At 30.9% G+C, this 26,907-nt stretch carries 25 protein-coding genes; 8 read left to right on the top strand and 17 right to left on the bottom strand.

Going from position 1 to position 26,907, the window contains the following annotated elements; translation table 11 throughout:
- Positions 1–23 precede the first annotated feature (23 nt).
- The 8 genes from Q0820_RS05065 to Q0820_RS05030 all read right to left on the bottom strand — a co-directional run bounded on the left by Q0820_RS05065 (position 24) and on the right by Q0820_RS05030 (position 10,139).
- A complete protein-coding gene (locus Q0820_RS05065) occupies positions 24–2,987 on the bottom strand; it encodes a pitrilysin family protein (protein ID WP_298485721.1) in 2,964 nt (987 codons plus the stop codon).
- Positions 2,988–3,143: 156 nt separating this feature from the next.
- Positions 3,144–4,016, bottom strand: a complete 873-nt coding sequence (gene sucD, locus Q0820_RS05060; RefSeq protein WP_298485720.1) for a succinate--CoA ligase subunit alpha — start codon at positions 4,014–4,016, stop codon at positions 3,144–3,146.
- 71 nt (positions 4,017–4,087) lie between these two features.
- The gene (locus Q0820_RS05055; protein WP_298485718.1) at positions 4,088–5,020 is read right to left on the bottom strand and encodes a UDP-3-O-(3-hydroxymyristoyl)glucosamine N-acyltransferase; all 933 of its coding nucleotides are present in this window, start codon (positions 5,018–5,020) and stop codon (positions 4,088–4,090) included.
- Positions 5,021–5,030: 10 nt separating this feature from the next.
- The gene (gene efp, locus Q0820_RS05050) at positions 5,031–5,597 is read right to left on the bottom strand and encodes an elongation factor P (RefSeq protein WP_298485716.1); all 567 of its coding nucleotides are present in this window, start codon (positions 5,595–5,597) and stop codon (positions 5,031–5,033) included.
- An 81-nt stretch (positions 5,598–5,678) separates the two neighbouring features.
- Positions 5,679–6,464, bottom strand: coding sequence for an acyl-ACP--UDP-N-acetylglucosamine O-acyltransferase (gene lpxA / locus Q0820_RS05045; RefSeq protein ID WP_121066210.1), 786 nt, complete (start codon positions 6,462–6,464; stop codon positions 5,679–5,681).
- A gap of 2 nt (positions 6,465–6,466) precedes the next feature.
- Positions 6,467–7,861, bottom strand: a complete 1,395-nt coding sequence (locus tag Q0820_RS05040) for a bifunctional UDP-3-O-[3-hydroxymyristoyl] N-acetylglucosamine deacetylase/3-hydroxyacyl-ACP dehydratase (protein WP_298485714.1) — start codon at positions 7,859–7,861, stop codon at positions 6,467–6,469.
- Between the two features lie 8 nt (positions 7,862–7,869).
- The gene (gene lpxD / locus Q0820_RS05035) at positions 7,870–8,886 is read right to left on the bottom strand and encodes a UDP-3-O-(3-hydroxymyristoyl)glucosamine N-acyltransferase (RefSeq protein ID WP_298485713.1); all 1,017 of its coding nucleotides are present in this window, start codon (positions 8,884–8,886) and stop codon (positions 7,870–7,872) included.
- Positions 8,887–8,909: 23 nt separating this feature from the next.
- Complete coding sequence (locus Q0820_RS05030; RefSeq protein WP_298485711.1) at positions 8,910–10,139, bottom strand: HD domain-containing protein; 1,230 nt, start codon at positions 10,137–10,139, stop codon at positions 8,910–8,912.
- Between the two features lie 35 nt (positions 10,140–10,174).
- Here Q0820_RS05030 and Q0820_RS05025 point away from each other — a divergent pair, with 35 nt between their 5' ends.
- The 4 genes from Q0820_RS05025 (at position 10,175) to Q0820_RS05010 (ending at position 13,172) form a co-directional block, all read left to right on the top strand.
- Positions 10,175–11,719: a bifunctional response regulator/alkaline phosphatase family protein gene (locus Q0820_RS05025; RefSeq protein ID WP_298485710.1), complete on the top strand. Its 1,545-nt coding sequence runs from the start codon at positions 10,175–10,177 to the stop codon at positions 11,717–11,719.
- A gap of 6 nt (positions 11,720–11,725) precedes the next feature.
- Entirely contained in the window at positions 11,726–12,133 is a 408-nt protein-coding gene (gene tsaE, locus Q0820_RS05020) for a tRNA (adenosine(37)-N6)-threonylcarbamoyltransferase complex ATPase subunit type 1 TsaE (RefSeq protein WP_298485709.1), read from the top strand.
- A 169-nt stretch (positions 12,134–12,302) separates the two neighbouring features.
- Positions 12,303–12,434 (top strand): hypothetical protein, encoded by a 132-nt coding sequence (locus tag Q0820_RS05015; protein WP_298485707.1) that lies wholly within the window; start codon positions 12,303–12,305, stop codon positions 12,432–12,434.
- Between the two features lie 87 nt (positions 12,435–12,521).
- A complete protein-coding gene (locus tag Q0820_RS05010; protein ID WP_298485705.1) occupies positions 12,522–13,172 on the top strand; it encodes a hypothetical protein in 651 nt (216 codons plus the stop codon).
- Positions 13,173–13,234: 62 nt separating this feature from the next.
- Here the strand turns inward: Q0820_RS05010 and Q0820_RS05005 are convergent, their stop codons facing one another.
- The gene (locus tag Q0820_RS05005) at positions 13,235–13,411 is read right to left on the bottom strand and encodes a hypothetical protein (RefSeq protein ID WP_298485703.1); all 177 of its coding nucleotides are present in this window, start codon (positions 13,409–13,411) and stop codon (positions 13,235–13,237) included.
- 122 nt (positions 13,412–13,533) lie between these two features.
- On the opposite strand from Q0820_RS05005, the gene fumC reads away from it, so the two are divergent.
- A complete protein-coding gene (gene fumC, locus Q0820_RS05000) occupies positions 13,534–14,931 on the top strand; it encodes a class II fumarate hydratase (protein WP_298485701.1) in 1,398 nt (465 codons plus the stop codon).
- 85 nt (positions 14,932–15,016) lie between these two features.
- Here fumC and Q0820_RS04995 read toward each other — a convergent pair whose 3' ends face one another.
- The gene (locus tag Q0820_RS04995) at positions 15,017–15,904 is read right to left on the bottom strand and encodes a hypothetical protein (RefSeq protein ID WP_298485700.1); all 888 of its coding nucleotides are present in this window, start codon (positions 15,902–15,904) and stop codon (positions 15,017–15,019) included.
- 162 nt (positions 15,905–16,066) lie between these two features.
- Between Q0820_RS04995 and Q0820_RS04990 the strand changes: the two genes are divergently transcribed.
- The gene (locus Q0820_RS04990; RefSeq protein ID WP_298485697.1) at positions 16,067–16,531 is read left to right on the top strand and encodes a GNAT family N-acetyltransferase; all 465 of its coding nucleotides are present in this window, start codon (positions 16,067–16,069) and stop codon (positions 16,529–16,531) included.
- 56 nt (positions 16,532–16,587) lie between these two features.
- Here Q0820_RS04990 and ettA read toward each other — a convergent pair whose 3' ends face one another.
- From ettA to Q0820_RS04975, 3 genes are all read right to left on the bottom strand, one after another.
- Complete coding sequence (ettA, locus tag Q0820_RS04985; RefSeq protein ID WP_298485695.1) at positions 16,588–18,279, bottom strand: energy-dependent translational throttle protein EttA; 1,692 nt, start codon at positions 18,277–18,279, stop codon at positions 16,588–16,590.
- A gap of 38 nt (positions 18,280–18,317) precedes the next feature.
- Positions 18,318–18,494, bottom strand: a complete 177-nt coding sequence (locus Q0820_RS04980; RefSeq protein ID WP_298485693.1) for a CAL67264 family membrane protein — start codon at positions 18,492–18,494, stop codon at positions 18,318–18,320.
- 81 nt (positions 18,495–18,575) lie between these two features.
- The gene (locus Q0820_RS04975) at positions 18,576–19,550 is read right to left on the bottom strand and encodes a Gfo/Idh/MocA family oxidoreductase (protein WP_298485691.1); all 975 of its coding nucleotides are present in this window, start codon (positions 19,548–19,550) and stop codon (positions 18,576–18,578) included.
- Positions 19,551–19,637: 87 nt separating this feature from the next.
- On the opposite strand from Q0820_RS04975, the gene Q0820_RS04970 reads away from it, so the two are divergent.
- The gene (locus tag Q0820_RS04970) at positions 19,638–21,266 is read left to right on the top strand and encodes a carboxyl transferase domain-containing protein (protein WP_298485688.1); all 1,629 of its coding nucleotides are present in this window, start codon (positions 19,638–19,640) and stop codon (positions 21,264–21,266) included.
- A gap of 65 nt (positions 21,267–21,331) precedes the next feature.
- On the opposite strand, the gene Q0820_RS04965 is transcribed toward Q0820_RS04970, so the two are convergent.
- The 4 genes from Q0820_RS04965 to Q0820_RS04950 all read right to left on the bottom strand — a co-directional run bounded on the left by Q0820_RS04965 (position 21,332) and on the right by Q0820_RS04950 (position 26,599).
- Positions 21,332–23,449 (bottom strand): von Willebrand factor type A domain-containing protein, encoded by a 2,118-nt coding sequence (locus Q0820_RS04965; RefSeq protein ID WP_298485686.1) that lies wholly within the window; start codon positions 23,447–23,449, stop codon positions 21,332–21,334.
- 93 nt (positions 23,450–23,542) lie between these two features.
- Positions 23,543–24,616: an AMP-binding protein gene (locus tag Q0820_RS04960; RefSeq protein ID WP_298485684.1), complete on the bottom strand. Its 1,074-nt coding sequence runs from the start codon at positions 24,614–24,616 to the stop codon at positions 23,543–23,545.
- Complete coding sequence (locus tag Q0820_RS04955) at positions 24,594–25,556, bottom strand: CPBP family intramembrane glutamic endopeptidase (RefSeq protein WP_298485682.1); 963 nt, start codon at positions 25,554–25,556, stop codon at positions 24,594–24,596. Before Q0820_RS04955 ends, Q0820_RS04960 begins: the two co-directional genes overlap by 23 nt.
- Positions 25,547–26,599, bottom strand: a complete 1,053-nt coding sequence (locus Q0820_RS04950; RefSeq protein ID WP_298485680.1) for an o-succinylbenzoate synthase — start codon at positions 26,597–26,599, stop codon at positions 25,547–25,549. Before Q0820_RS04950 ends, Q0820_RS04955 begins: the two co-directional genes overlap by 10 nt.
- 48 nt (positions 26,600–26,647) lie before the next feature.
- Here Q0820_RS04950 and Q0820_RS04945 point away from each other — a divergent pair, with 48 nt between their 5' ends.
- On the top strand, positions 26,648–26,794 hold the full coding sequence (locus Q0820_RS04945; protein WP_298485678.1) for a hypothetical protein: 147 nt from the start codon (positions 26,648–26,650) through the stop codon (positions 26,792–26,794).
- Positions 26,795–26,907: the final 113 nt, after the last annotated feature.

The following is a 26,907-nucleotide window of genomic DNA, read 5'->3' as shown; positions in this document are numbered from 1 at the left end:
AAGAGCTTTTCTTTTAAATTTTATTACCCTTTTACTGGAGCCGATTTTTCAAAGTTAAAGATTTCATCAATATCCATTTCTTTAATGTCTCCTAACTTTTTTAATGCCTTAAAATCGATATCTTTTTTATTACCAATTACCATAACATTGTAATTTTCACCTTTAATGTTTGTATTAAAAAAAGTTTTTAAATCATTTAAGGTCATATTTTTTATAGTATTATAAAGTGCTTCTCTATTGTCATTTTCAAACCCTCTTTTCTTTAAAGATTCATAGGTCCAAAAAATATTAGATTTTGTTATTCTTTCTGCAGCTATCTTTTTTAATGTAGCTTCTTTTGCTTGCTTAAATTGTTCTTCGGCCTCTGGCATATTGGTCATTAATGCCATCATAGCATCTACAGCTTCTGGCAATTTATTTGCTTGTGTTCCTACATACGCCATTACATAGTCAGAATCTCCTTTTTCTCTGGCATTACTATAACTAGAAAATGCAGAATATGCTAAAGATTTAGATTCTCTTATTTCTTGAAAAACAATAGAAGATAAACCACTTCCAAAATACGTATTAAACAATCTAGATGCCGCCATTTTTTTAGCATCAAACTCAGCGCCTTTGGCTAATAAAAGAATTTCACTTTGTACCATATCATAATCTACAAAGTAAACGTTACCCCCTGTTTCTTTTTCTTCGTATCTTTTTCTTTCTGGATAATCTTTTAGCTTATCAATATTTATGACATGATTACTATCTAAAGATGCAATTGCATTATCTACGTCTTTTCCATAATAAAAAACTCGTTGTTTATACTGTTTGAGTTGTTTTATTTTTTCTACTAGTTCTATAGGCGTAATAGCTCTTAATTCAGACATAGTATAAATATCACGTAAACGAGAATCTTCTCCGTACTTACTATAACTCATTAACCCATTCCAAAAAATATTTCCTTTTTGTGTTTTAGAATCTTGCCTTCCTTTTAATATCTTGTCTACATACTTATTATAGGTTTCTTGGTCAGGAACTGCATTTCCCCAAAGATGTTCTAATAATTCTAAACCTGAATTTAAATTTTCTTTTAAACCCGAAATACCAACATATGTTTTATCGTTAGCCGTATTTACATAATAAGAAATTCCAATCTTATAAAATTCTTGCTTAAGTTCTTCTGGAGAATATTTATTTGTTCCTAAATAATCTAAATATCCGGCAGCTAAAGAAACCATAGGGTCATTGTCTTTCCCCATATCAAAAATTATATTCAGATTAAAAATATCATTATTAGGGTTTTCTATATAAGAAACGTTTAAGCCACTCTTAGTTTTTGTTTCATTAATTGCAGACTTATAATCTACAAACTGTGGCGTTAAAGCTGGAGAGTTTACTGCATTAAATTCTTTTAAAAAAGTAGACTCTTTACCTCTATTTAAGTTTATTGGGGTAATTCCCGGATTATCTACTTTTACTATATGCTTATCTTCTCCTTTTATTTTATGCACTTCTACATAATTATTTGCATATAATTCATTTGCAAAAGAAACCACTTCTTCTTTTGTTATTTTTTTCATCTCATCTAACATACTTAAACGCTTGTTCCAATCTTGAAAACCAATAAAAGCATCTAAATATTCATAAGCCGTAGAGGAAGATTTTTCAAAAGATTTAATTTTAGAAAGTCGTAAATCATTTACTACTGCATCTAAAAGCCAGTCCTCAAATTCACCTTTTTTAATTTTCTCTACCTGTCCTAATAACAAATCTCTTACTTCATCTAAAGTTTGCCCTTGTTTTGGAGTTCCATACAGTAAATGAAAACCATAATCATTATCAAAATTGGTATAAGAAGAAGCTCTTTGCACCATTTGTTTTTGATTTAAATTTAAATCTATTAACCCAGCGTTAGAGTTTGCCAACATATAATCTATTAAGGTAACCATTACTTCTTCTTTATCTCCTTTTCCTTTGGTTCTAAAAGCAACATAAACAGATTCTGCCGTTGGCCCATACACTTCTTTTTTAACAGGAGCTGCTAAAGGTATTTCTTCAGGAAAAGTAGGGTGTGAAACTTCTTTTGATTTATAATCACCAAAAGAATTATTTACTTTTTTAATAGTTACCTCAAAATCTAAATCGCCAACCATAATAACTGCCATATTATTTGGGACGTAATATGTTTCAAAATAATTATGAATAGCCTTCATTGACGGATTCTTTAAATGCTCTGACTTCCCTATTGTGGATTGCGTTCCGTATGGATGATTAGGATACAGACCTTCTAAAACAGCAAAATATTGTTTTCTTCCATCACTATCCTGCCCTCTATTAAACTCTTCATAAACAGCCTCTAACTCTGTATGAAATAAACGTAAGACCAATGTTTTAAAACGCTCACTTTCTACTTGCAACCATTTATCCACTTCATTTGAAGGAATCTTACTAACATATACAGTTTGCTCATTAGATGTAAAAGCATTTGTACCTTCTGCTCCGAGGGAGCTTACCATTTTATCATACTCATTCGCAATAGAGATATTAGAAGCAAGTAAGGAAACGGAATCTATCTTTTTATAAATTTCTTTTTTCTTTACCGTATCCTTTTCTGCTTTATGAACTTCATATAGGTCTGAAATTTGTTTTAAAAAAACTTTTTCTTTTTCATAATCTTGAGTTCCTATTTTATCGGTTCCTTTAAAAACCATATGCTCTAGGTAATGTGCTAAACCAGTATTGTCTGCCGGGTCATATTTAGAACCTGCTCTTACTGCAATTAAGGTTTGTATTTTAGGCTCTTCCGTATTTTTTCCTAAATAAACTTTTAATCCGTTATCTAAAGTGTACAATCGTAAACCAGTGGGGTCATCTTTAACTGTTTCATAGGTAAAGCCATTGCTATCTGTAATAGTTGAAGATGCATGCTTTTCATTTTTAGATTTGGAACATCCAACAATAATTAAAAGACCTGTAAAAACTGCTATAAATTGATTTTTCATTGAAATACATTTTAAATAGTTAGCTCTTTTTAAAAATACAATTTATTAGTTTTAAAAAGATGTTGAATTTATGGTAAAAAAAATCCACCATTCTAATGTAAGAATGATGGATTTAATGTAAGAATTATTTGGAAAGATTTAACACTTTAAGTGCTATTACCCCATAACTTCTTTTACTTTAACACCTATTTCGGCAGGAGAATCTACAACATATATACCACATTCTCTCATAATACGTTTTTTTGCTTGTGCAGTATCATCACTACCACCAACTATAGCACCAGCATGCCCCATAGTTCTTCCTGCAGGAGCAGTTTCACCAGCAATAAAACCAACAATTGGTTTTTTACTTCCACTTGCCTTGTACCATTCTGCAGCATCAGCTTCTAATTGTCCTCCAATTTCTCCAATCATTACAACACACTCAGTTTCAGAATCATTAATTAATAATTCTACAGCTTCTTTTGTTGTAGTTCCAATTATTGGATCACCACCAATACCAATTGCAGTAGTTATTCCTAATCCTTGACGAACAACTTGGTCTGCTGCTTCATAAGTTAAAGTTCCTGATTTAGAAACAATACCTACATTCCCCTCTTTAAAAACAAATCCTGGCATAATACCAACTTTTGCTTCTCCTGGAGTAATAACTCCTGGACAGTTAGGCCCAACAAGTCTACAATCTTTATCTTTTATGTAATTAGAAGCTTTTACCATGTCTGCTACAGGTATACCTTCTGTAATTGTAATAATAACTTTTATACCTGCATTAGCTGCTTCCATAATAGCATCTGCAGCAAATGCTGGCGGTACAAATATAATAGTTGTATCTGCCCCTACTTTTTCAACTGCTTCTAAAACAGTATTAAAAACAGGTTTTCCTAAATGTTCTTGACCTCCTTTTCCTGGAGTAACACCACCAACAACGTTAGTACCGTAATCAATCATTTGTCCGGCATGGAAAGTTCCTTCACTTCCTGTAAAACCTTGTACTATTATTTTAGAATCTTTATTAACTAGAACACTCATACGATATTATTTTTTTAATAACACAAAAATATGCGTTTGTAAATGATTTTTAAAGTAAACTTCTTTTTAATTTACTTTTCTACTTTTTTTATTATTTCTGGAATTTTTTTAATGTAAGCCAATTGCTTCAATTTTTCTCTAGATTCTTCTATTGGAGTTCCAAAATAGCTTTTACCACCTGGCACTGACTTAGTAACTCCTGTTTGCCCCATTATAACAGCTTTTTTACCAATAGTAATTCCACTATTGGTTCCTACTTGCCCCCATAAGGTAACTTCATCTTCAATAATAACACAACCAGCAATTCCAGTTTGGGATGCAATTAAACATTTTTCCCCAATAATAGTATCATGTCCTACATGTACTTGATTATCAAGTTTTGTTCCTTTTCCAATGGTAGTATCTCCAGTAACTCCTTTATCTATAGTACAAAGAGCTCCTATATCTACATTATCTTCTAATACAACTCTTCCGCCAGAACGTAACTTATCAAAACCTTCAGGTCTATTTTTATAATAAAAAGCATCTGCTCCTAAAACACTCCCTGCATGGATAGTAACATTATTTCCTATAACACAATTATCATAAATGGCTACATTAGAATGCACCACACAATTTTCTCCGATAGAAACATTATTTCCTATAAAAGTATTGGGTTGTATAATGGTACCCTTCCCTATTTGTGCACTTTCTGAAATAGCCGAACTTGCAGGTACAAATGGCTTAAAATAAGTGGTTAGTTTATTAAAATCGCGAAAAGGGTCTTCCGAAATTAATAGAGCTTTACCCTCTGGACATGCAACTTTTTTATTTATTAAGATAGTAGTAGCCTTAGAATTTAATGCTTTATCATAATATTTTGGATGATCCACAAATACAATATCTCCCTTTTCTACAACATGAATTTCATTCATACCCGTTATAGAAAAATTAGCTTCCCCAATATATTCTGATTGAATAATTTGAGAGATTTCTTGTAAAGTATACGATTTAGGAAATTTCATTGTAAAAAAACTATTCTTTTACTCTTTCCATGTAACTACCTTTCTCAGTATCTACTTTAATTTTATCTCCTTCGTTTATAAATAAAGGAACGTTAACTTCTGCTCCTGTTTCTACTTTTGCAGGTTTTGTAGCATTTGTAGCTGTATTTCCTTTTACACCAGGTTCTGTATAGGTAACCTCTAAAATTACACTTGCAGGCATTTCTACAGATAAAGGCATACTATCTTCTGTATTAAACATAATTTTTACAACAGTACCTTCTTTTAACAAGCCAGGAGCGTCTAAAGAACTTTCTTGCAAGGTAATTTGGTTGTAATCGTCTGTATTCATAAAATGAAAAGTATCTCCTTCTGGATATAAAAATTGATAAGAACGCGTTTCTACACGAACATCTTCTATTTTATGCCCTGCCGAAAAAGTGTTATCTAAAACTTTTCCGGTAGAAACACTTTTTAATTTTGTTCTAACAAAAGCAGGACCTTTTCCTGGCTTTACATGTAAAAATTCAATGATTTTATATATATCATTATTATATCTAATACATAATCCTTTTCTAATATCTGATGTAGATGCCATTTATTTGTTGTTAGTTATTCGTTAATCATTAAGAGAATTCTTTTAAAAGATACATCCTCTTAACTTACCTTATTTTTATACTTAGTTATTACTAAAATACCCTTTCATAATACCACGTTGTGAATCTCTTATAAATTGAAGTATTTCATCACGTTCTGGAGTTGCTTCCATTTCTGCTTCAAGAATTTGAACTGCTTGTGTATTATTATAATTTTTTTGATATAATATTCTATATATATTCTGAATTTCTCTAATTTTTTCGGATGCTATTCCTCTTCTTCTTAATCCCACAGAATTAATACCCACATAAGAAAGTGGCTCACGTGCGGCTTTTACAAAAGGCGGTACATCTTTACGCACCAAAGAACCTCCTGTAACAAATGCATGCTGCCCTACAGATACAAATTGATGCACTGCAACTAAACCAGCTAATATTACATTATCTCCAATAGTTACGTGTCCTGCTAAGGTAGAATTATTAGAAAAAATACAATTATCACCAACTAAGCAATCATGTGCTACATGGCAATAAGCCATAATTAAACAATTTTTACCAATAACAGTTTTCATTCTGTCTGAGGTTCCTTTATGTATTGTTGCACATTCTCTAATAGTAGTATTGTCTCCTATTACAACCGTAGTTTCTTCGCCATCATACTTTAAATCTTGAGGCGGTGCAGAAATAACCGCCCCTGGAAAAATATTACAATTTTTCCCAATTCTTGCTCCTTCCATAATTGTAACATTGGATCCTATCCAAGTACCATCCCCAATAGAAACGTTATTATGAATTGTTGTAAAAGGTTCCACAACAACATTTTTTGCAATTTTTGCACCAGGGTGTATATAAGCTAAAGGTTGATTCATTTTTATTTCTTTTTAGCTATTTGTGCCATTAATTCTGCCTCACAAACTAACTTATTATTAGCATAAGCATATGCTTGCATATGACAAATTCCTCTTCGTATAGGAGTAATTAAACTACAGTGAAAAACTAGTGTATCTCCCGGAAGTACTTTTTGTTTAAACTTTACATTGTCCATTTTCATGAAAAAGGTAAGGTAGTTTTCTGGATCTGGCACAGTACTAAGCACCAAAATGCCACCTGTTTGCGCCATTGCTTCTACTTGCAATACACCAGGCATTACTGGTGCTCCTGGGAAATGACCAACAAAAAATGGTTCATTCATTGAAACGTTTTTCATACCAACAACATGTGTATCCGAAAGCTCTAAAACTCTATCAATTAATAAAAATGGAGGTCTATGAGGTAACATATCCATAATTTGATGGATATCCATTAACGGCGGTTGGTTTAAATCATAACTAGGAACTTTATTTCTTTTCTCTAGTTTAATAATTTTTGCAATTTTCTTAGCAAATTGTGTATTTACATAATGCCCTGGCTTATTAGCTATAATTTTACCACGTATGCGTGTTCCTGCTAATGCCAAATCTCCAATAACATCTAACAATTTATGCCTTGCTGCTTCATTTGGCTGGTGCAATGTTAAGTTATCTAATATGCCATTAGGCTTAACAGATAGCTTTTCTTTATTAAAAGCTTTCTCTAATTTTTTCATTGTGGTTTCGGAAATTTCCTTATCCACATACACAATAGCATTATTTAAATCTCCACCTTTAATAAGTCCATGCTCTAATAAAGCTTCTAATTCATGCAAGAAACTAAAAGTTCTTGCATCCGCTATTTCGGTTTTAAAATCGCTAAGTTTTTCTAAAGTTGCATTTTGTGTTCCTAAAACTTTAGTACCAAAATCTACCATTGTAGTTACCATATAGGTATCCGATGGTATTATAGTTATTTCACTACCAGTAGCTTCATCTTTGTAAGAAATAACATCTTTTACAATATATTCTTCTCTTTCTGCTTCTTGTTCTACAATACCAGCTTTTTCTAAAGCTTCTACAAAAAACTTAGAAGAACCATCCATTATTGGTGGTTCTGGAGCATTTAATTCTATTAAAACATTGTCAATTTCTAGACCAACTAATGCAGCTAAAACATGTTCTGATGTTTGTATTTTAACTCCACGTTTTTCTAAATTAGTTCCTCTTTGCGTGTTTACTACATAATTAGCATCTGCCTCTATTATTGGCTCCCCTTCTAAATCTACTCTCTTAAAAGCATAACCATGATTTTCTGCTGCTGGTAAAAATGTAAGAGTTACATTTTCTCCTGTATGTAAACCTACACCTGTTAGTGTAACTTCTTTTCCAATTGTTCTTTGTTTTTGTGGTTTCATATTCACAATTATTCTTTTTTTTCCAATTGATTTATTCTATTTACAATTTTTGGTAAATTTTTAAAATGCACATAAGATTTGTTATAATCTCCATAATTTAAAGCAGGAGAACCTTGTAACACTTCGTTATCTTTTACATTTCTTCCAATACCAGATTGCGCTTGTATTTTAACATTATCTCCAATAGTAATGTGCCCAACAATACCTACCTGTCCTCCTATCATACAGTTTTTACCAATCTTTGTAGATCCTGCAACACCCGTTTGGGCAGCTATTACTGTATTTTCTCCAATTTCTACATTATGAGCTATTTGTATTTGGTTATCTAGCTTTACACCTTTACGGAGAATTGTAGACCCTAATGTTGCTCTATCTATTGTGGTTCCTGCACCAACATCTATATTATCTTCTAAAATTACATTTCCTGTTTGCGGTATTTTACTATAGGAGCCATCTTTATTAGGTGCAAAACCAAAACCATCTGCCCCCACAATAGCACCACTATGAATGGTACAGTTTTTTCCAATAACAGATTCCGAACAAACTCTAGCACCTGCTAAAACAGAACTATTATCTCCTATTACCACATTATCCCCAATAAAAACATTAGGATAAATCTTTACATTTTTTCCAAGTACAACATTAGCACCTATATAGGTAAAAGCTCCTATATAAATATCTTCTTCATATTTTGCAGTATCTGCAATAAATACAGGATTCTCTATGCCTTGCTTATTATTTTTTACTTCATTGTAATACTCTAATAACTTAGAAAAAGACTCATAAGCATCTTCTACTTTAATTAATGTTGTAGTTATACTTTGCTCTGGAATAAAGTCTTTATTTACAATTGTAACTGATGCTTTTGTAGAATATATATATGAAGTATATTTTGGGTTAGCTAAAAAAGTAAGAGAACCTTTTTCTCCTTCTTCTATTTTGGCTAATTTGTGAACGGCAATCTCTGGGTTTCCTTCAATTTCCCCCTCTAATATGCCTGCAATTTGACTCGCTGTAAATACCATGAGCACAAAAGTAAGAAAAATAGTTAAACGTAATCTTTAGGGTAGCATATATAATATTTAGAAACCGTCTTTGATAATGTTTTTATTTTTAAATAATCCGACAGTTTTACTATATCTACTACTCTCCCATTTTTTTTAAGGATATTAATTGGCTGATAATCTCTATCATACGCCTTATTTTTTATCTCGCCTGTAAAAACAAAATAATTTGTTTCTTCATCAGTTAAATCATTTTCTGTTTTAAAATCATTAAAATGTTTTTCTAATTTAATTTCAGAAATAGGTTCATTTTTAACTTTTACTTGTAAAAGTCTTCTATTTATTACCATTTGGCACAATTGCGATAAAACAAAATCGGAACTTTCTTGCCAATTCTTAATTGCGGAAAGAATATCTATATCATCTAGCTTAGAAAATCGGACTAATGTATCTAAATCAAAATTATCAATGTCAATTTTATTTTCTAAAAAGAACTTTAAATTTTTACTGCAATCTAAATGCTCCCCTCTTAAAATTAACTCTTTGGAACGTTTTAGAATACGCATTAATAATTGCTCTGCAGCAACTCCAGTTTTATGCAAATAAACTTGCCAATACATAAACCTGCGAGCCATAATAAATTTTTCAATAGAATAAATTCCTTTTTCTTCTATTACTAACTCTCCATTAACCACATTGAGCATTGTAATTAATCGTTCTGCATTTGTATTCCCTTCTGCCACACCTGTATAAAAACTATCTCTTTTTAGGTAGTCTAACCTATCCATGTCTAACTGGCTAGACACTAATTGATTTAAAAACTTTTTAGGGTAATTGCCATTAAATATTTCTATAGCTAAAGTTAGTTTTCCTTCAAATTTTTTATTCAACTCTTGCATAAAACATAAAGAAATATGCTCATGATTAACCCCTTCTACAATACTATGCTCCATTGCGTGCGAAAAAGGTCCGTGGCCAATATCATGTAAAAGAATTGCAATTAAAAGCCCTTCTTCTTCTTCCTTTGTTAATGCTACCTGCTTAAATCTTAATACTTGTATAGCTTTACGCATTAAATGCATACACCCTAACGCATGATGAAAACGTGTATGGTGCGCTCCTGGGTATACAAGATAAGAAAGTCCCATTTGAGAGATTCTTCGTAACCTTTGAAAAAAAGGATCTGCAATAAGATCAAAAATTAAAGTGTTGGGAATTCTAATAAATCCGTAAATTGGATCATTAAATATTTTAAGCTTGTTAGATTTTATCAAAATCGGTATAATTTACGCACAAATATAAGTACTAAATGAACAAGATAACAATACTTTGGGTAGATGATGAAATAGATTTATTAAAACCACATATTCTATTCTTAGAAGCTAAAAATTATATAGTTGTAACCTGCAAAAGTGGACAAGAAGCCTTAGAAGAACTTCAAGAAACTCGTGTAGATATTGTTTTCTTAGATGAAAATATGCCTGGTATTTCTGGATTGGAAACCTTAAACGAAATAAAAATTTTAAATTCTTCTTTGCCTGTAGTAATGATTACTAAAAGTGAAGAAGAGCTTATAATGGAGGAAGCAATTGGCTCTAAAATAGCAGATTATCTTATAAAACCCGTTAATCCTAATCAAATTTTACTTTCTTTAAAAAAGAATTTAGATCATTCTCGCTTAGTATCTGAAAAAACTACAGCTAACTACCAACAAGAATTTAGAAAAATAGCTATGGATTTAGCCATGGTAAATTCTAAAGAAGAATGGGTAGAATTATACAATAAATTAATTTACTGGGAATTACAATTAGAAGAAATTGAAGATAGCAGTATGTTCGAGATTTTAGAATCTCAAAAAACAGAAGCAAATAATCAATTTTCAAAATTTATTGATAAAGAATATAAAGACTGGTTTGTAAATGATAATGCACCAGTATTATCACATACTTTATTTAAAAAATGGGTAGTTCCTGAACTTAAAGGCAACAAAACATTATTAGTTGTTATTGATAATCTTAGATTAGATCAATGGTGTTCTTTTGAAGATACAATAAACTCCTTTTACAAAAAAATTAAAGAAGATTGTTACTTTAGTATTTTACCTACTGCTACACAGTATGCGAGAAATTCTATTTTTTCTGGACTAACACCTTTAGAAATGGAAACAAAACATCCTGACTGGTGGAAAAACGATACAGATGAAGGAGGAAAAAATCTTTTTGAAGATAAATTTCTTGGGCAACAAATAAAGAATTTAGGCTTAGATATAAAATGGGAATACCACAAAATTAGTAGCCTAAAACAAGGAAAGCAATTGTCACAAAATTTTAAATCTCAAAAGGATAATGACCTAACTGCAATTGTATACAACTTTGTAGACATGCTATCACATTCCAAAACTGAAATGGAAGTGATTAAAGAACTTGCTTCCAATGATAAAGCGTATAGGTCATTAACGCAAAGTTGGTTTAAAAATTCTCCATTATTAGAAATAATACAGCAAGCCCAAAATATGGGAATGAAACTTATTATCACTACAGATCATGGAACCATAAATGTAAAACAAGCCTCTAAGGTAATTGGGGATAAAGATACTAGTTTAAACCTAAGGTATAAAACAGGTAGAAGTTTAACGTATGAAGATAAAGAGGTAATTGCTGCAACAAATCCTAAAAATATTCAATTACCAAGTATAAATATGAGTAGTTCTTTTATTTTTGCAAAAAATGATATGTTTTTTGCATATCCAAACAACTATAATCATTATGTAAAATACTACAGAAATACGTATCAGCATGGTGGTGTTTCTTTAGAAGAAATGATTATTCCGTTTGTAGTGTTAGAGCCTAAATAAAATTAAATGAACATTATATATTCTGAAAATCAGTTAAAAGAAGTTGCAGAAGAGATTTTAAGAAACGCTCCAAATAAATTTTTAGCCTTTAATGGTGAAATGGGAGCTGGAAAAACAACATTAATAAAAGAAATAGTAAAACTTCTTGAGGTAAAAGATATAGCGAACAGTCCTACTTTTGGAATTGTAAATGAATATGAAAATACAGAAGGAGAATTAATTGCCTATCATTTTGATTTTTATAGATTAAATGATGAAAATGAAGCTTTAGACTTTGGTTTAGAAGACTATTTAAATTCTAAAGCATGGATACTCATGGAGTGGCCAGAAAAAATACCTTCCTATCTTCCTGAAAATACTACACAAATAACTATAGAAATTATTGATGCCACTAACCGCCAATTAGTTATGTAATCCATTTTCTAATGAAAAAAAGCCACTTCTCTCCCTTTTAAACGCATCGACAAAATACCTTTTTCTACGTTAAAGTGCTCAATTTTAACGTTTAAATGCACTATTGCATCATTTTTTTAGTTACTTTCGTTTGTAGAAACACTCCATGTTTAACTAAATACTTATGAAAATGAAAAAAATTATTTTTGCTTTTGCAGCATTGGTTACTTTAATGGCTTTTTCTTGTTCCCCTAACACGTCATCTGATGATGATCAATTGTATGAACAAGGAATAGATAAAAAACATCTAAGACCAGAATAAAAAGTATAAAAAAAAGGGCAATAAATATTGCCTTTTTTTTATACTTTTTTTTAGGTATTCTCGTTAGTAGAAAAGAACTTCTACCTAATGATGAATAATTCTACAAGTAAAAAAGCAAAAACAAAAATAATTTTAGAATCAATTTTTGTTTTTTTTATTGCTGTATCTCCTTTTTTGTATAAGTTTTATGATTACTTACCAAAAGAACCAAATGATACAATTTCTTTGCTTGGATATACAATAGATAATGGAGGTTTTCATAGTGTTTCTGTATATTTCTGGTTTCTTTTCAGTAAAATAATTCCTTTATATCTTATGATTATCTGGTTTTTCTCTTCTAAAAACTGGTGGTATCATATTATTATTATTCCCATAGCAATGTATGCATTTCAGTTATTTGAAGTTTTCTCAGATTCAGACGACCTTGTAGATACTGAAAATATTTGGTGGGTAATTCCTATATGTATGGTGGTAATTCCTATTGTATATTTTATACGTATTAAACTGTATGATAGGTATGTACATGGTATAGATATTGAAGCCATGGAAAAAGAATTGCATATTCTTAAAAAGAAACAAAAAGAGAAAGAAACTAAGGAATACAAAAAAGTAGCACTCTCAAGTGAAGAAGATATTTACAAAAAATACTCTTGGTCAGAAATTATAAATAGAAAATTATCTACTCATAATCTAGAAAAATATTTTAGAGGCTTTCAAAATACTCTAAATAATTGGTAATATAACTGAAAAGAAAATTCTTAAAATCAAAAAAGGGAAATCTTATAGATTTCCCTTTTTATTTATGCCTTTTCACGAGCTGCTTTTTTAGCATCTCTTTTTTCTTTTAATAATTCTTTAATATTACCAAATAACCAGTAAGGGATAACAAATGTTAACAAGAAAATCATTAACCAAAATCCTATGGTTAATATGGTTAAAAATGATAAAAATCCTAAATATTGGTCAAAGTCAAACATGATATATAATATTAACATTGCAAAGATACTTTTAAATACACTAATAGTGCAAATCAAAATTAAAAAAAATGGAAATAAATCTGTAAACCCCTACCTTTGGTATAAATAAAACTTTTTAAGAAATGAGCTTTAGGATAGAAAAAGACACTATGGGCGAAGTAAAAGTTCCTAGTGATAAGTATTGGGGAGCACAAACAGAGCGCTCCAGAAATAATTTTAAAATAGGAGCAGCTGCATCTATGCCATTAGATATTGTATATGGTTTTGCTTATTTAAAAAAAGCAGCTGCTTATACCAATCATGATTTAGGAGTACTTGCCATTGAAAAAAGAGACTTAATTGCTAGTGTTTGCGATGAAATTCTTGCAGGAAAACACGATGATCAATTTCCTTTAGTTATATGGCAAACCGGTTCTGGTACGCAAAGTAATATGAATGTAAATGAGGTTATTGCTAATCGTGCTCATGAAATTGCTGGAAAAAAAATTGGTGAAGGAGATAAAACTATACAACCTAATGATGATGTAAACAAATCGCAATCTTCTAACGATACCTTTCCTACGGGCATGCATATTGCTGCCTATAAAAAAATAGTAGAAAATACTATTCCTGGTGTAACACAGTTAAGAGATACATTTGCTAAGAAAGGAAAAGAATTTAACAATGTTGTAAAAATTGGTAGAACCCATTTAATGGATGCTACTCCCCTAACCTTAGGGCAAGAATTTTCTGGTTATGTATCGCAGTTAGATCATGGACTAAAAGCCTTAAAAAACACACTAGCACATTTAAGTGAACTTGCTTTAGGTGGTACTGCTGTAGGTACAGGTTTAAATACCCCAGAAGGTTATGATGTATTAGTAGCAAAGTATATTGCAGAATTTTCTGAATTACCTTTTATTACTGCGGAGAATAAATTTGAAGCACTTGCTGCACACGATGCTATTGTAGAAAGTCATGGTGCATTAAAACAATTAGCAGTTTCTTTAAATAAAATTGCTAATGATATTAGAATGATGGCTTCTGGTCCTCGTTCTGGTATTGGAGAAATTATTATTCCTGCAAATGAACCAGGTAGTTCTATTATGCCAGGAAAAGTAAACCCTACACAATGCGAAGCACTTACCATGGTATGTGCGCAAGTAATGGGTAATGATGTAGCTGTTACTATAGGGGGAACACAAGGTCATTATGAATTAAATGTTTTTAAACCAATGATGGGGGCAAACATTTTGCAATCTGCACAACTAATTGGTGATGCTTGTGTAAGTTTTGATGTTAATTGCGCATCTGGCATAGAGCCTAATCATAGTGTTATTAAAGAATTATTAAACAACTCTTTAATGCTTGTTACAGCTTTAAATACTAAAATTGGTTATTACAAAGCTGCAGAAATTGCAAATACGGCACATAAAAATGGTACTACTCTTAAGGAAGAAGCTATTAATCTTGGGTATGTATCTGCAGAAGATTATGATGCTTGGGTAAAACCAGAAAATATGGTAGGCAGTTTAAAATAATATTTTAATTCTACTACAAAATAAAAGAGCCAATCAAATTAATGATTGGCTCTTAAATATTAATGGATAGTGTGTGTTCTCGTTATTACTTCAAAGTAAACTTAGAAGTTCCTAATAATTTTAATTTATCATCATAAACATTCACCATATAATTTCCTTTTTGGAAATCTCCAGCAGGCTTTCCTATATAATCACAAACATCTAAAGATTTATTTTCATAATAAAAACTTGTAGACTTGCTATAGGTTACAGAAGCTCCAGATTCATTTGTTTTAGAATAGCTTTCCCCTAAAACATTTCCTTGTGGGTCTAAAACTTCTACAAAAAATTCTCTATCTCCCGCTCCTGCAATTACATTATCTGCAACGGTAAAGCATATTTTAAATTTATCTGTTCTACCAGCTCTAGATGTAGATACTAATTTTCCGCTATTACGCTCTTTTACAGCATCTACAGAAAACTTTGATAAATTTAATGCAGAACCTTTTTCTACAACATCTGCTAATTGAGTGTTTTGCACAACTAGAGAATCATTAAAAACTGTTTGCTTTTCTAATTCTACATATGTACTATCTCTTTCCATAGCAATTAAAGTATTAGAGCGTGTAAGAGAATCTACTTGCTTTAATAATTTAGCTCTTTCTGCTTTTAATACACCTACTTGTCTTCTATATCTAGACAAAGATGCTATATCTCCTTTCATTGCCTTTACAGAATCAATATACTTTGAAATGTTATCTCTTGCAGTTACTAATTCTTCATTAGTTGCATTACTTTCTAAAATAGCTTTATCGTATTCCGATTTTAAACTATTTAAATCTTCTACTACTAATTCTTTTTCTTTCGTAAGAACAGTTTCTGTCTTTTTCTTATCTTGATAAAGACTAACAGTATAAATAATAGTACCTAAAAGAATTACTCCTAGTAACCCTGCTAATACCTTTAAACCGTTGTTATTTTTAGATTCACTCATAATGTAAAAAATTAATTAACCTTGTTTAACTTTTAAAATTGGTTGTTTGCTTTCTAAATATACGCAGGAAAAGTAGTTTTAGATTTTTTTTGTTAAAAAAATTGCAATTATTTTTATTTAAATGAATTCTATATCTTTAATAAAATACAGTAATGACAAAAAATGAGCTTACAAATAATACCCTATAAACCTATACACGCAAAAGCTTTTAAAGATTTAAATATAGCTTGGTTAGAAAAATATTTTCATGTTGAAGAAAAAGATTCTCAATTATTAGAAAATAGCGAAGATACTATTATTAAGCCTGGCGGTTATATTTTCATGGCACAATACCAAAATACTATTGTTGGTTGCTTTTCTTATATTATAATGAAGGATGGTAATTATGAATTAGGAAAAATGGCAGTAGCCAAAGATTACCAAGGCTTAAAGATAGGGCAACAACTATTAGAGTTTGCGATAAATTTTGCCCAAGAAAAGAAATGGCCTAAAATTTTATTATATTCTAGCACCAAATTAGAAACTGCTCTTCATATTTATGAAAAATATGGTTTTAAACACATTCCTTTAGAGAAAAATTTACCTTATGTTAGAAGTGATGTAAAAATGGAATTAATTTTAGTCTAAAAAAAATGCCTCTTGTGTTTATTACAAAGAGGCATTTAATATTAATATTATATTCTTTATCTAATTAACTTTTTGTACTTAATACGTTTTGGCATTAAATCGCCACCTAGACGTGCTTTCTTATTTTCTTCGTAATCAGAAAAAGAACCTTCAAAGAAATATACTTGAGAGTCCCCTTCAAAAGCCAATATATGTGTGCAAATACGATCCAAAAACCAACGGTCATGAGAAATAACTACAGCACAACCTGCAAAATTCTCCAAACCTTCTTCTAAAGCTCGCAATGTATTAACATCTAAATCATTGGTAGGCTCATCTAAAAGCAAAACATTTCCTTCTTCTTTAAGTGTCATTGCCAAATGCAAACGGTTACGCTCCCCACCGGAAAGCATGTTTACTTTTTTATTTTGTTCACTACCAGAAAAATTAAATCTACTTAAATATGCTCTAGAATTTACTTGCCTTCCTCCCATCATAATAAGTTCTTGCTCATCACTAAAGTTTTGCCAGATAGTTTTTTCTGGATCAATATTAGAATGACTTTGATCTACATATGCAATTTTTGCTGTTTCACCAACAACAAATTCTCCTTTGTCTGGAGTTTCCTCCCCCATTATCATTCTAAAAATAGTAGTTTTACCAGCACCATTTGGGCCAATAATACCTACAATACCTGCTTGCGGAAGATTAAATTTTAAATCTTCATACAGTAATTTATCGCCATAGGCCTTGCTTACTCCTGTTGCTTCAATAACATTAGTTCCTAGTCTAGGACCATTTGGGATATATATTTCTAGTTTTTCGTCAAGTTGTTTTTGATCTTGACTCATTAACTTATCATAATTCTTAAGACGCGCCTTTTGTTTGGTTTGCCTTCCTTTTGCTCCTTGGCGTACCCACTCTAACTCTCGTTCTAATGTTTTTTGCCTTTTAGAGGCGGTTTTACTCTCTTGCGCTAATCGTTTAGATTTTTGATCTAACCAAGAAGAATAATTTCCTTTCCAAGGAATACCCTCTCCTCTATCCAATTCTAAAATCCATCCTGCAACATTATCTAAAAAGTATCTATCATGCGTCACGGCAATAACAGTTCCTTTATATTGTGCTAAATGGTGTTCTAACCAGTGTACAGATTCTGCATCTAAATGGTTAGTAGGCTCATCTAATAATAAAATTTCTGGTTCTTGTAATAGCAATCTACACAATGCAACTCTTCTTCTTTCTCCTCCAGATAATACCGCTATTTTTTTATCGGAATCTGGAGTACGTAACGCATCCATTGCTATTTCTAACTTGGTATCTAATTCCCATGCATTAGAAGCGTCAATTTGGTCTTGTAAAACAGCTTGCCTAGCCATTAACTTCTCCATTTTATCTGCATCAGAGTATACTTCTTCTAAACCAAATTGGTCATTAATACTATTATACTCCTCTAAAATAGCTACTGTTTCTGCAACTCCTTCTTTTACTATTTCTAGTACCGTTTTATCCTCATCTAATTGTGGTTCTTGTTCTAAATAACCAACTTTATAACCTGGAGAAAAAACTAAATCGCCTTGAAAATTTTTATCAACCCCAGCTATAATCTTTAGTAAGGTAGATTTACCAGAACCATTAAGTCCTAAAATTCCAATTTTTGCTCCGTAAAAGAAGCTTAAGTATATATTTTTTAATACAGGTGTATTCGCAGTTTTAAACGTCTTGGAAACCCCAGACATTGAGAAAATTACTTTCTTATCGTCAGACATAGTTTGTATTTATCGTAAATGAAAAGTGTGAAAATTTATTAAACTCTACCTTTTAAGGCATTAAAAACCCAAGCAATTGCAAAAAAACCAATACCAACTGCTGCAAATCCTATTCCTGATACTTCTCTATATTTAAAAGCTCCTAGCGCAATAAGAACTACTCCTACAAATAGCATTATAAATGTTGCCCACGCGAGTACGGTGTTTTTATTCATTCCCATAGTTTTTTTGGTTTAGTTTTTGGTAATTTCAAATATCGGAAAAATTCCAAGATTTATAAATGTATAACTCTAATATTATTCTTCAAAAGGAAAAATAATTCCTACTTCTTTACGAATAGAGTCTAACAATTGTGCTAAATCTATACTATTTTGATGATTCCACAATTCACTTTCTGTTTTATTTTTTAGAATACATTGGTGTACTTCTTCTATCTCATAAGTAAACCCAAGGCCATTTCTTGGCATAGAAAAGAAAGAAGACTCATTTTCTTTTTTTAATTGATACCCTTGTGCTTCATGCCATCTAGAAGGAATTAGTATGGAACCTTCACTACCTGAAAACTCAGCTATTGTTTGCGTAGTAGAATTTAATCCAGAATAGAGTATTGCTTGTGCATTTTTATAATTAAAAATTATAGAGGTTTGAATTTCTACACCTGTACTATGAAAATTAGATGTAGCAAGGATAGTCTCTGGTTTGCCTAAAAATAAATAAGCTAAAAAGACAGGGTAAATTCCAATATCTAATAATGAACCACCTGCCATGCTAGGGTTTAGCAATCTACTATTCTCCTCTCTATTTAATCCATAAAAAGCAAAATCTGCATACATATGATTTAAACTACCTATCTCTTTTTTATCTATTAGATTTTTTACTTTTTTTATTGTTGGGTTAAATCTAGACCACAAACCTTCCATTAAAAAAACCTTATTATTTTTAGAAGCAGCTACCATTGCTCTAACTTCTTTTTCATTTACTCCTAAAGGTTTTTCACACAAAACATGTTTACCATGCGTCATTGCCTGTATACTCAATTCGGCATGATTATTATGTGGTGTAGCTATATAAATAACCGTAACTTCCTTATCCTCAAAAAGCTGCTGGTATGTCCCAAAAGCTTTAGATGCATTATTTTCATTCGCAAATACATTAGCTTTAGTTAAATCTCTAGAAGCTACTGCATGAAGTGTAGCTGTAGGAACTAACTTTAAATCTGAAGCAAATTTTTTAGCTATATTTCCTAAACCTAAAATACCCCATTTTATCATTGTTATCTTTTTGATTATTGATTTTTATCAAATGTAATCAATTTAACTTCTTATCTTTATACGGACTAATAAACAAAAAAATAAGGAATGGATTTAGCCTTCAATAAAAACGAAGACCACAATAAATTACTTTTATCAGAATTAAGAAAAAGACTTGCTCTAATTAAATTAGGAGGAGGAAAAAAAAGAATAGAAAAACAACATTCTCTAGGTAAAATGACTGCTAGAGAACGCATAGACTATTTATTAGACAACAAAAAAGATAGTATTGAAATTGGAGCTGTTGTAGGCGAAGGAATGTATAAAGAACACGGAGGCTGTCCTTCAGGTGGTGTTGTAATTAAAATGGGGTATGTTTCTGGAAAACAATGTCTTGTTGTTGCAAATGATGCTACTGTAAAAGCTGGAGCTTGGTTTCCTATTACTGCAAAAAAGAATTTAAGAGCCCAAGAAATTGCAATTGAAAATAGATTACCAATTATTTACTTAGTAGATAGTGCTGGGGTATACCTTCCATTGCAAGATGAAATTTTTCCAGACAAAGAACACTTTGGACGTATTTTTAGAAATAATGCCAAAATGAGTAGTATGGGTATTACACAAATATCTGCCGTTATGGGTAGTTGTGTTGCTGGGGGAGCCTATTTGCCTATTATGAGTGATGAAGCTTTAATAGTTGATAAAACAGGAAGCATATTTCTTGCGGGGAGTTATCTTGTTAAGGCTGCTATTGGAGAACAAATTGATAATGAAACTTTAGGAGGAGCCTCCACACATTGTGAAATTAGTGGTGTAACCGATTATAAAGAAAAAGATGATGCCTCTGCTCTAGATACCATAAAAGGTATTATGGATAAAATTGGTAATTTTGATAAAGCTGGTTATAACCGAACAAAAGCTATTAAACCAAAAGAAAAACCTGAAGATATATATGGTTTACTACCAGCTGCTCGCCATGAGCAATATGATATGGTAGAAATAATAAAAAGACTTGTAGACAACTCGGACTTTGAACAATACAAAGAAGGGTATGGACAAACCATATTAACCGGTTATGCTAGAATAGACGGTTGGGCTGTAGGTATTGTTGCTAACCAACGTAAAGTTGTAAAGACCACCAAAGGAGAAATGCAATTTGGCGGGGTTATTTATTCCGATTCTGCAGATAAAGCTACTAGATTTATTGCTAATTGTAACCAAAAGAAAATTCCGTTAGTGTTTTTGCAAGACGTCACCGGCTTTATGGTAGGAAGTAAAAGTGAGCATGGTGGTATAATTAAAGATGGTGCTAAAATGGTTAACGCTGTTAGTAACTCTGTTGTTCCTAAGTTCACTATAGTAATTGGTAATAGCTATGGTGCAGGTAACTATGCTATGTGTGGCAAAGCATATGACCCAAGACTTATTGCTGCTTGGCCAAGTGCAGAATTAGCTGTAATGAGTGGTAACTCTGCAGCAAAAGTTCTTCTACAAATAGAAAAATCTTCTTTAAAGAAAAAAGGAGAAGAAATAACTCCAGAGAAAGAAGCTGAGTTGTTCTCTAAAATTAAAGAAAGATATGACAATCAAGTTTCTCCTTACTATGCAGCCTCTCGTCTTTGGACCGATGCTATAATAGACCCATTAGACACTAGGAAATGGATATCTATGGGTATTGAAGCAGCAAACCATGCTCCTATTGAAAAACCATTTAATATGGGGGTTTTACAGGTGTAATATTATTATACTAATAAAAAATTAAAGAGCGACAATAGTGTCGCTCTTTTTGTTTCATGTAATTTCTACATATTTTGATGTGATTTAACCATGCGTATAAACTCTGCTCTATATCCCATTTTATCCGCACCTCTACCCTTTTCTGCCAATTCTAGTATTTGTTTAGTTTTGGCTCCATTGGTAAATTGAGATTTTCTAAGTTGCAGTCCAAATAAAGCTACTGCAGAAGCAAAATTAAAATCGGTAGACAAATCATCTAGCACATCTAACTGTGTATGAATCATTTCTATACTAGTATTTTCATTTGGTTTCTTATATCTAAATTTTACGGTAAATAACTCTTCCGAAAAATTAGTAGTATTTGCAGTATCTACATATTTTAAAGAAGGAACTTCTTTTATATATTCTGTCTGTACACCAACAGGCACAATCTCATAAAGTGCTGTAACCTTATGACCGCTTCCCAACTCTCCAGCATCAATAGTATCATCAACAAAATCCTCATCCGCTAATAAACGGTTTTCATATCCTATTAATCTATATGCTTGTACTTTAGTAGGATTAAATTCTACCTGGATTTTTACATCTTTAGCAATAGTATGTAAGGTACCTCCAAATTCATCCCCAAAAACTTTTTGAGCCTCTTGCATGTTATCTATATATGCATAATTACCATTTCCTTTATTCGCTAATAGTTCTAATTTAGAATCTTTATAGTTTCCCATTCCAAAACCAAGTACAGATAAGAAAATACCAGATTTCCTTTTTTCTTCAATTAAATTTTCCATTGCCTTGTTATTAGAAGCCCCAACATTAAAATCACCATCGGTAGCAAGTATAACACGGTTGTTCCCGTTTTTCTTAAAATTCTTTAAAGCCAACTTATATGCTAGTTTTATCCCTTTTCCGCCTGCTGTAGAACCACCCGCACTTAAATTATTTAAAGCGGCAAGTATTTTTTCTTTCTTGTCTCCATTTGTTGGTGGCAAAACCATACCAGTTGCTCCTGCATACACTATAATAGAAACTTTATCTTTTTCTCTTAGTTGATTTGTAAATAGTTTAAAGGCCGATTTTAATAGTGGTAATTTATTTGAAGCATCCATAGAACCAGAAACATCTATTAAAAAAGTTAGGTTAGATGCTGGTAACTCTTCATTTATATATTGTTTTCCCTGAAGGCCAATACGGACTATTTTGGTATCTAAGTTCCAAGGAGTTTTTCCAACTTCAGTATTTATAGAAAATGGATGTTCCCCTTTTGGTTGTGGATACTTATAATTAAAATAATTTACCATTTCTTCTACTCTTACTGCTTCTACTGGTATTGTCTCTCCATTATTTATCATTCTTCTAATATTACTATAGCCTGCCTTATCAACATCTATAGAAAAAGTAGATAATGGGTTTAGTTGTGTTTTTTTAAATTTGTTTTCTGATAATCTAGCATATTCCTCATCATAATTTATAGAGTTTTTATAATTTTTAGTGGTAATAACTACACATCCATTTTTTGCAGATTCTCCAAAAAGAGCTCTTGCCTTTACTCCTTTAAAAACCTCTGTGGTATTTATTTTTGATGCTTTTATTTTATTTAAACTTTTTTCGCCTCCGGTTTGTACTACACCATCTATAATATACATTGGTTCATAAGAGTTGTTACTAGGTTTAGTATTAATCTCTTTTGTGACTGATGGGCTAGCTGCGCTATTTACAATTTGTACTCCAGAAATTTTTCCTTGTAGTTGTTGGGCTATATTATTTTTTAATTTTTCTCGCTTTGTAGGTTTTCTGTAAGCAATAGAAGAGTTCCCTCTAATTCTTACAACAGAACCTGTTATACTGCTCTTCCTTTGTGTTCCATAACCAATTACTATAACTTCCTCTAAAACTTGCTCATCTTCTTCCAACTGAACATTAATCATTTTAGAATTAGCGATAACAATTGTTTTGGTTATATAACCTATGTAACTAAAAACTAAGGAATCACCAACTTCTGTTTTTAAAGTATAGTTACCATCAAAATCTGTTTGGGTTCCTTCTGCTTTTCCATTTACAATTACATTTACTCCTGGTAAGGGTAATTTTTCATGGTCTGTTACATTTCCTGAAATTGTTATTTCTTGTGCATTTACAAATAATGCAAAAAGGAATAATACTTTAAATAGATTCATTTTTTTCATAAGGCTGGTTTTAATTGTTTAAAACAAACCTATACTTAAGATAGAAGTAAAAAAATGAAGAACGAGTGAAGTATGCTTTTGAATGAGGGAACACTATTTTTTCAACATTTCTAATGTCTTAGAACGTTGCACTTTATCACTTTTTGTATATTCAAATTTTGAAATTGCATGTATTTCTTTAGGGATTTCATAAACACCAAAAAGTCCTGAATTTTTAATTTTAGATAATAAATTAGATACATTATCACTAGTTTCAACTATCAAAATTAGTTTCTGCCCTAAGGTTTCATCTGGTACTCCTGCAACAAAAAATCTGCTTTTAACAATAGTAGAAAGTTTGGTTTCAATTTGTTCTGGATGTAATTTTACTCCTCCAGAATTAATAACATTATCTATTCTGCCCAACCAATTAAATTCAGTTTCAGAAATTATCTCTACTATATCATTTGTAAAAATGGTAGTATTTGTGATTTTGGGAGCGTCAATTACCAAACAATCTCTATTATCTTTTGTTATTTTAATACCTGGAAGAATAGAAAAAGTTTTTTTCGAGTTATTATTTATTTTCTTTAAAGCAATATGGGTAATTGTTTCTGTCATTCCATAGGTTTCAAAAACTTCTGTTTTTATTCCTTGTACTTTTTCTTTTAAAGAAGCAGACATTGGAGCACCACCAATAATAACTTTTTTTAAAGTATGTAATTTGTTTATAGAGTTTTGCAATTGTAAGGGCACCATTGCACAAAAATCAAACTGTTTTGTTACATTCTCTAAAGGATTAGAACTAGGGGCAACAATTGTTATTGCTAACCCTAATACCATTGCCCTTACCAGCATCATTTTACCAGCAATATAACTTGCAGACATACACATGAATGCTGTATCCTTTGGTTTTAAATTAAAATAATCTCCTGTTGCTAAAGCAGAGTTCACCATATGTTCTTTTTTAAGAACAATAGTTTTTGGTATTCCTGTAGAACCAGAAGTTTTAACTTCAATAGTTTCATTATTATCTATCCAACATTGCAAAAAATCACCTATTTCCTTTTCAAAATTTTCCCCTTCTTTAATAAAAGAATAAGCAACTTCAGAGATTGTATCTTCCCCAATAGAAACACCATTTAATTTAAAGTCTACATGTATTTTATTCCAATCCAATTTCTTCAATTTTCTCTTCTAAAAATTCTTCTTTAGATACAATTTCTCCTGTAAGACGTTCTTTCCAATTGGTCCAATTATACTTTTTAGAAAAAATATAGAGTAGAATAGGAAAAATCACAAAAATTGGAACAAAAACATCTAAACCTAATTCTGGGTTAGAGATATCTCTGTAAATAGAATCGGTCTGAAAAGCTGTCCAATCTGCCGTTACAAGCAATGCTGTAATTAAATTGTTTGCAGCATGAAAACCTAACGCCAACTCTAGACCTTCATCCATTAAAGTTAAAATGCCTAGAAAAAAACCAGTTCCTATATAGAATACCATAATGCCGTACCCTAATTTATCCACTTCAGGATTGGCTAAATGTAATAGCCCAAAAATTACAGAGGTAATAACCAAAGGAAGCCATTTATTTTTAGCTACAATTCCTATTCCTTGCATTAAATATCCTCTTAAAAAATATTCTTCAAAACTTGTTTGTATTGGAATAAGAATAATACTTATTACGGCAAGAATAAGAAATGGTCTTAACTTAAAGTTTAAGACATAATCATCTGGAGATAGGTAAATATCTAACAAAATTAATACAACGGATACTATTCCCCATAAACCAAAAGAGAAAAACACTCTTCTCCAATCTATTTTTTTTCTGGAAGTAGTTAGCGCAACTATTTTTTGCTGGTGTAATACAGAAGTGGTAAAAAATGTAGCTACAAGACCAAAAGCAAAAGATACTAACATTAAAAAAAGAAACATATTAGACCCCAATAAAGAGCTCATTCCCGCTACATCTGTTGGTAAATTTCCTAAACCATCTACTTTAGACGCAAGACCAATCATTAAAGGAATCATTCCTAAAATTTGCCAACCCACAAAAATAATTAATACACCAATAATATATCTCCAAAAATCTTCTCTTCCTTTAAACCCTTGTTCTATATACATAAATCTTCTATTAAATTATTTTGCCAACCTACAAATTTACTATGGAATAACTTTCCGTTTTCTACATATAACGGACTAGTAAAATTATTTGTAAATAAGGCCCCTGTTCCAAGTCCTTGCGGCATTTTATTAGAAAGTGTATACGTCCATTGCGCAATTGCATTTAAACCAATATTACTTTCTAAAGCGCTGGTTACCCACCAACCAACATTATATTTTTCTGCTAAAGTAATCCATTCTAAACTCCCCTTAAAACCACCAACCAAACTTGGTTTAAGGATTATATATTGCGGCTTTATTGTTTGTAATAATTTTTCTTTCTCGGCAATTGTAAAAACTCCAATTAACTCCTCATCTAATGCAATAGGTAAAGGGGTTGAATTACACAAAACTTTCATATCTAAAATATTACCTTGTTTAATAGGTTGTTCTATAGAATGAATTTTAAATTGTGCTAATTGTTTTAATTTAGTTAATGCTTCTTCTACAGTAAATGCACCATTAGCATCTACTCTTAATTCTATTTCCTTAGGCGTAAACTTTTTTCTAATAGATTCTATTAGTGCTAATTCTTTAGAAAAATCTATTGCTCCAATCTTTAACTTTATACAATTAAAGCCTTCCTGTAATTTTTCTTCAATTTGTTTTAACATAAAATCCTCATCTCCCATCCAAATTAAACCGTTTATGGGTATTGAAGCATTATTATTTATAAAGTTAGATGGAAAAAGAGAAAAAGAGTCCTCTGAATTTAAAGATAAAAAAGCTTGCTCTAAACCAAATTGAATACTTGGGAAATGAATTAATTCTTCTAATAAAATTTCTAATCTTAAATGAATATTAGCTACTACCCATTTAAGTTTTTTTTCATATTCAGGAACATCATCTATACTTAACCCTCTAAAAAGACCACATTCACCAATTCCCTTTTTTCCGTTTTCTTCTAGAATAATAAACCAAGTTTCTTTATTAGTTAACACCCCTCTAGAGGTACCACTCGCTTGTTTAAATATTAAATTATATTTTTTATAGGTAGCTTTCATATATACCTATCAAATTTAACTATATTTTTAAGCAGTAAAAACATTTTAATGAAAAGGATAAATAATAAAATTGTTTGGATTACTGGCGCTTCTTCTGGTATTGGAGAAGCTTTAACTTATTTGTCAAACACAAAAGATTGTAAATTAATTATTTCTGCTCGTAGAGAAGAAAAGAAATCATTGTCGTTTATATAAAACGATTTTTTCCAAAATTGCTTCATAAAATTGTACTCAAAAGTACCGTAAGATAACAAAAGTAGATTAGTTATATTTTTTCTAAAAATAGAAATAAAAAATTTTACAATTTA

Origin of the sequence: uncultured Maribacter sp., from assembly GCF_947495965.1 — a bacterium.
In the GTDB taxonomy this organism is placed as follows: domain Bacteria; phylum Bacteroidota; class Bacteroidia; order Flavobacteriales; family Flavobacteriaceae; genus Maribacter_B.
Note: the sequence above shows the minus strand (reverse complement) of the source record. Positions and strands in the feature narration are given on the sequence as shown.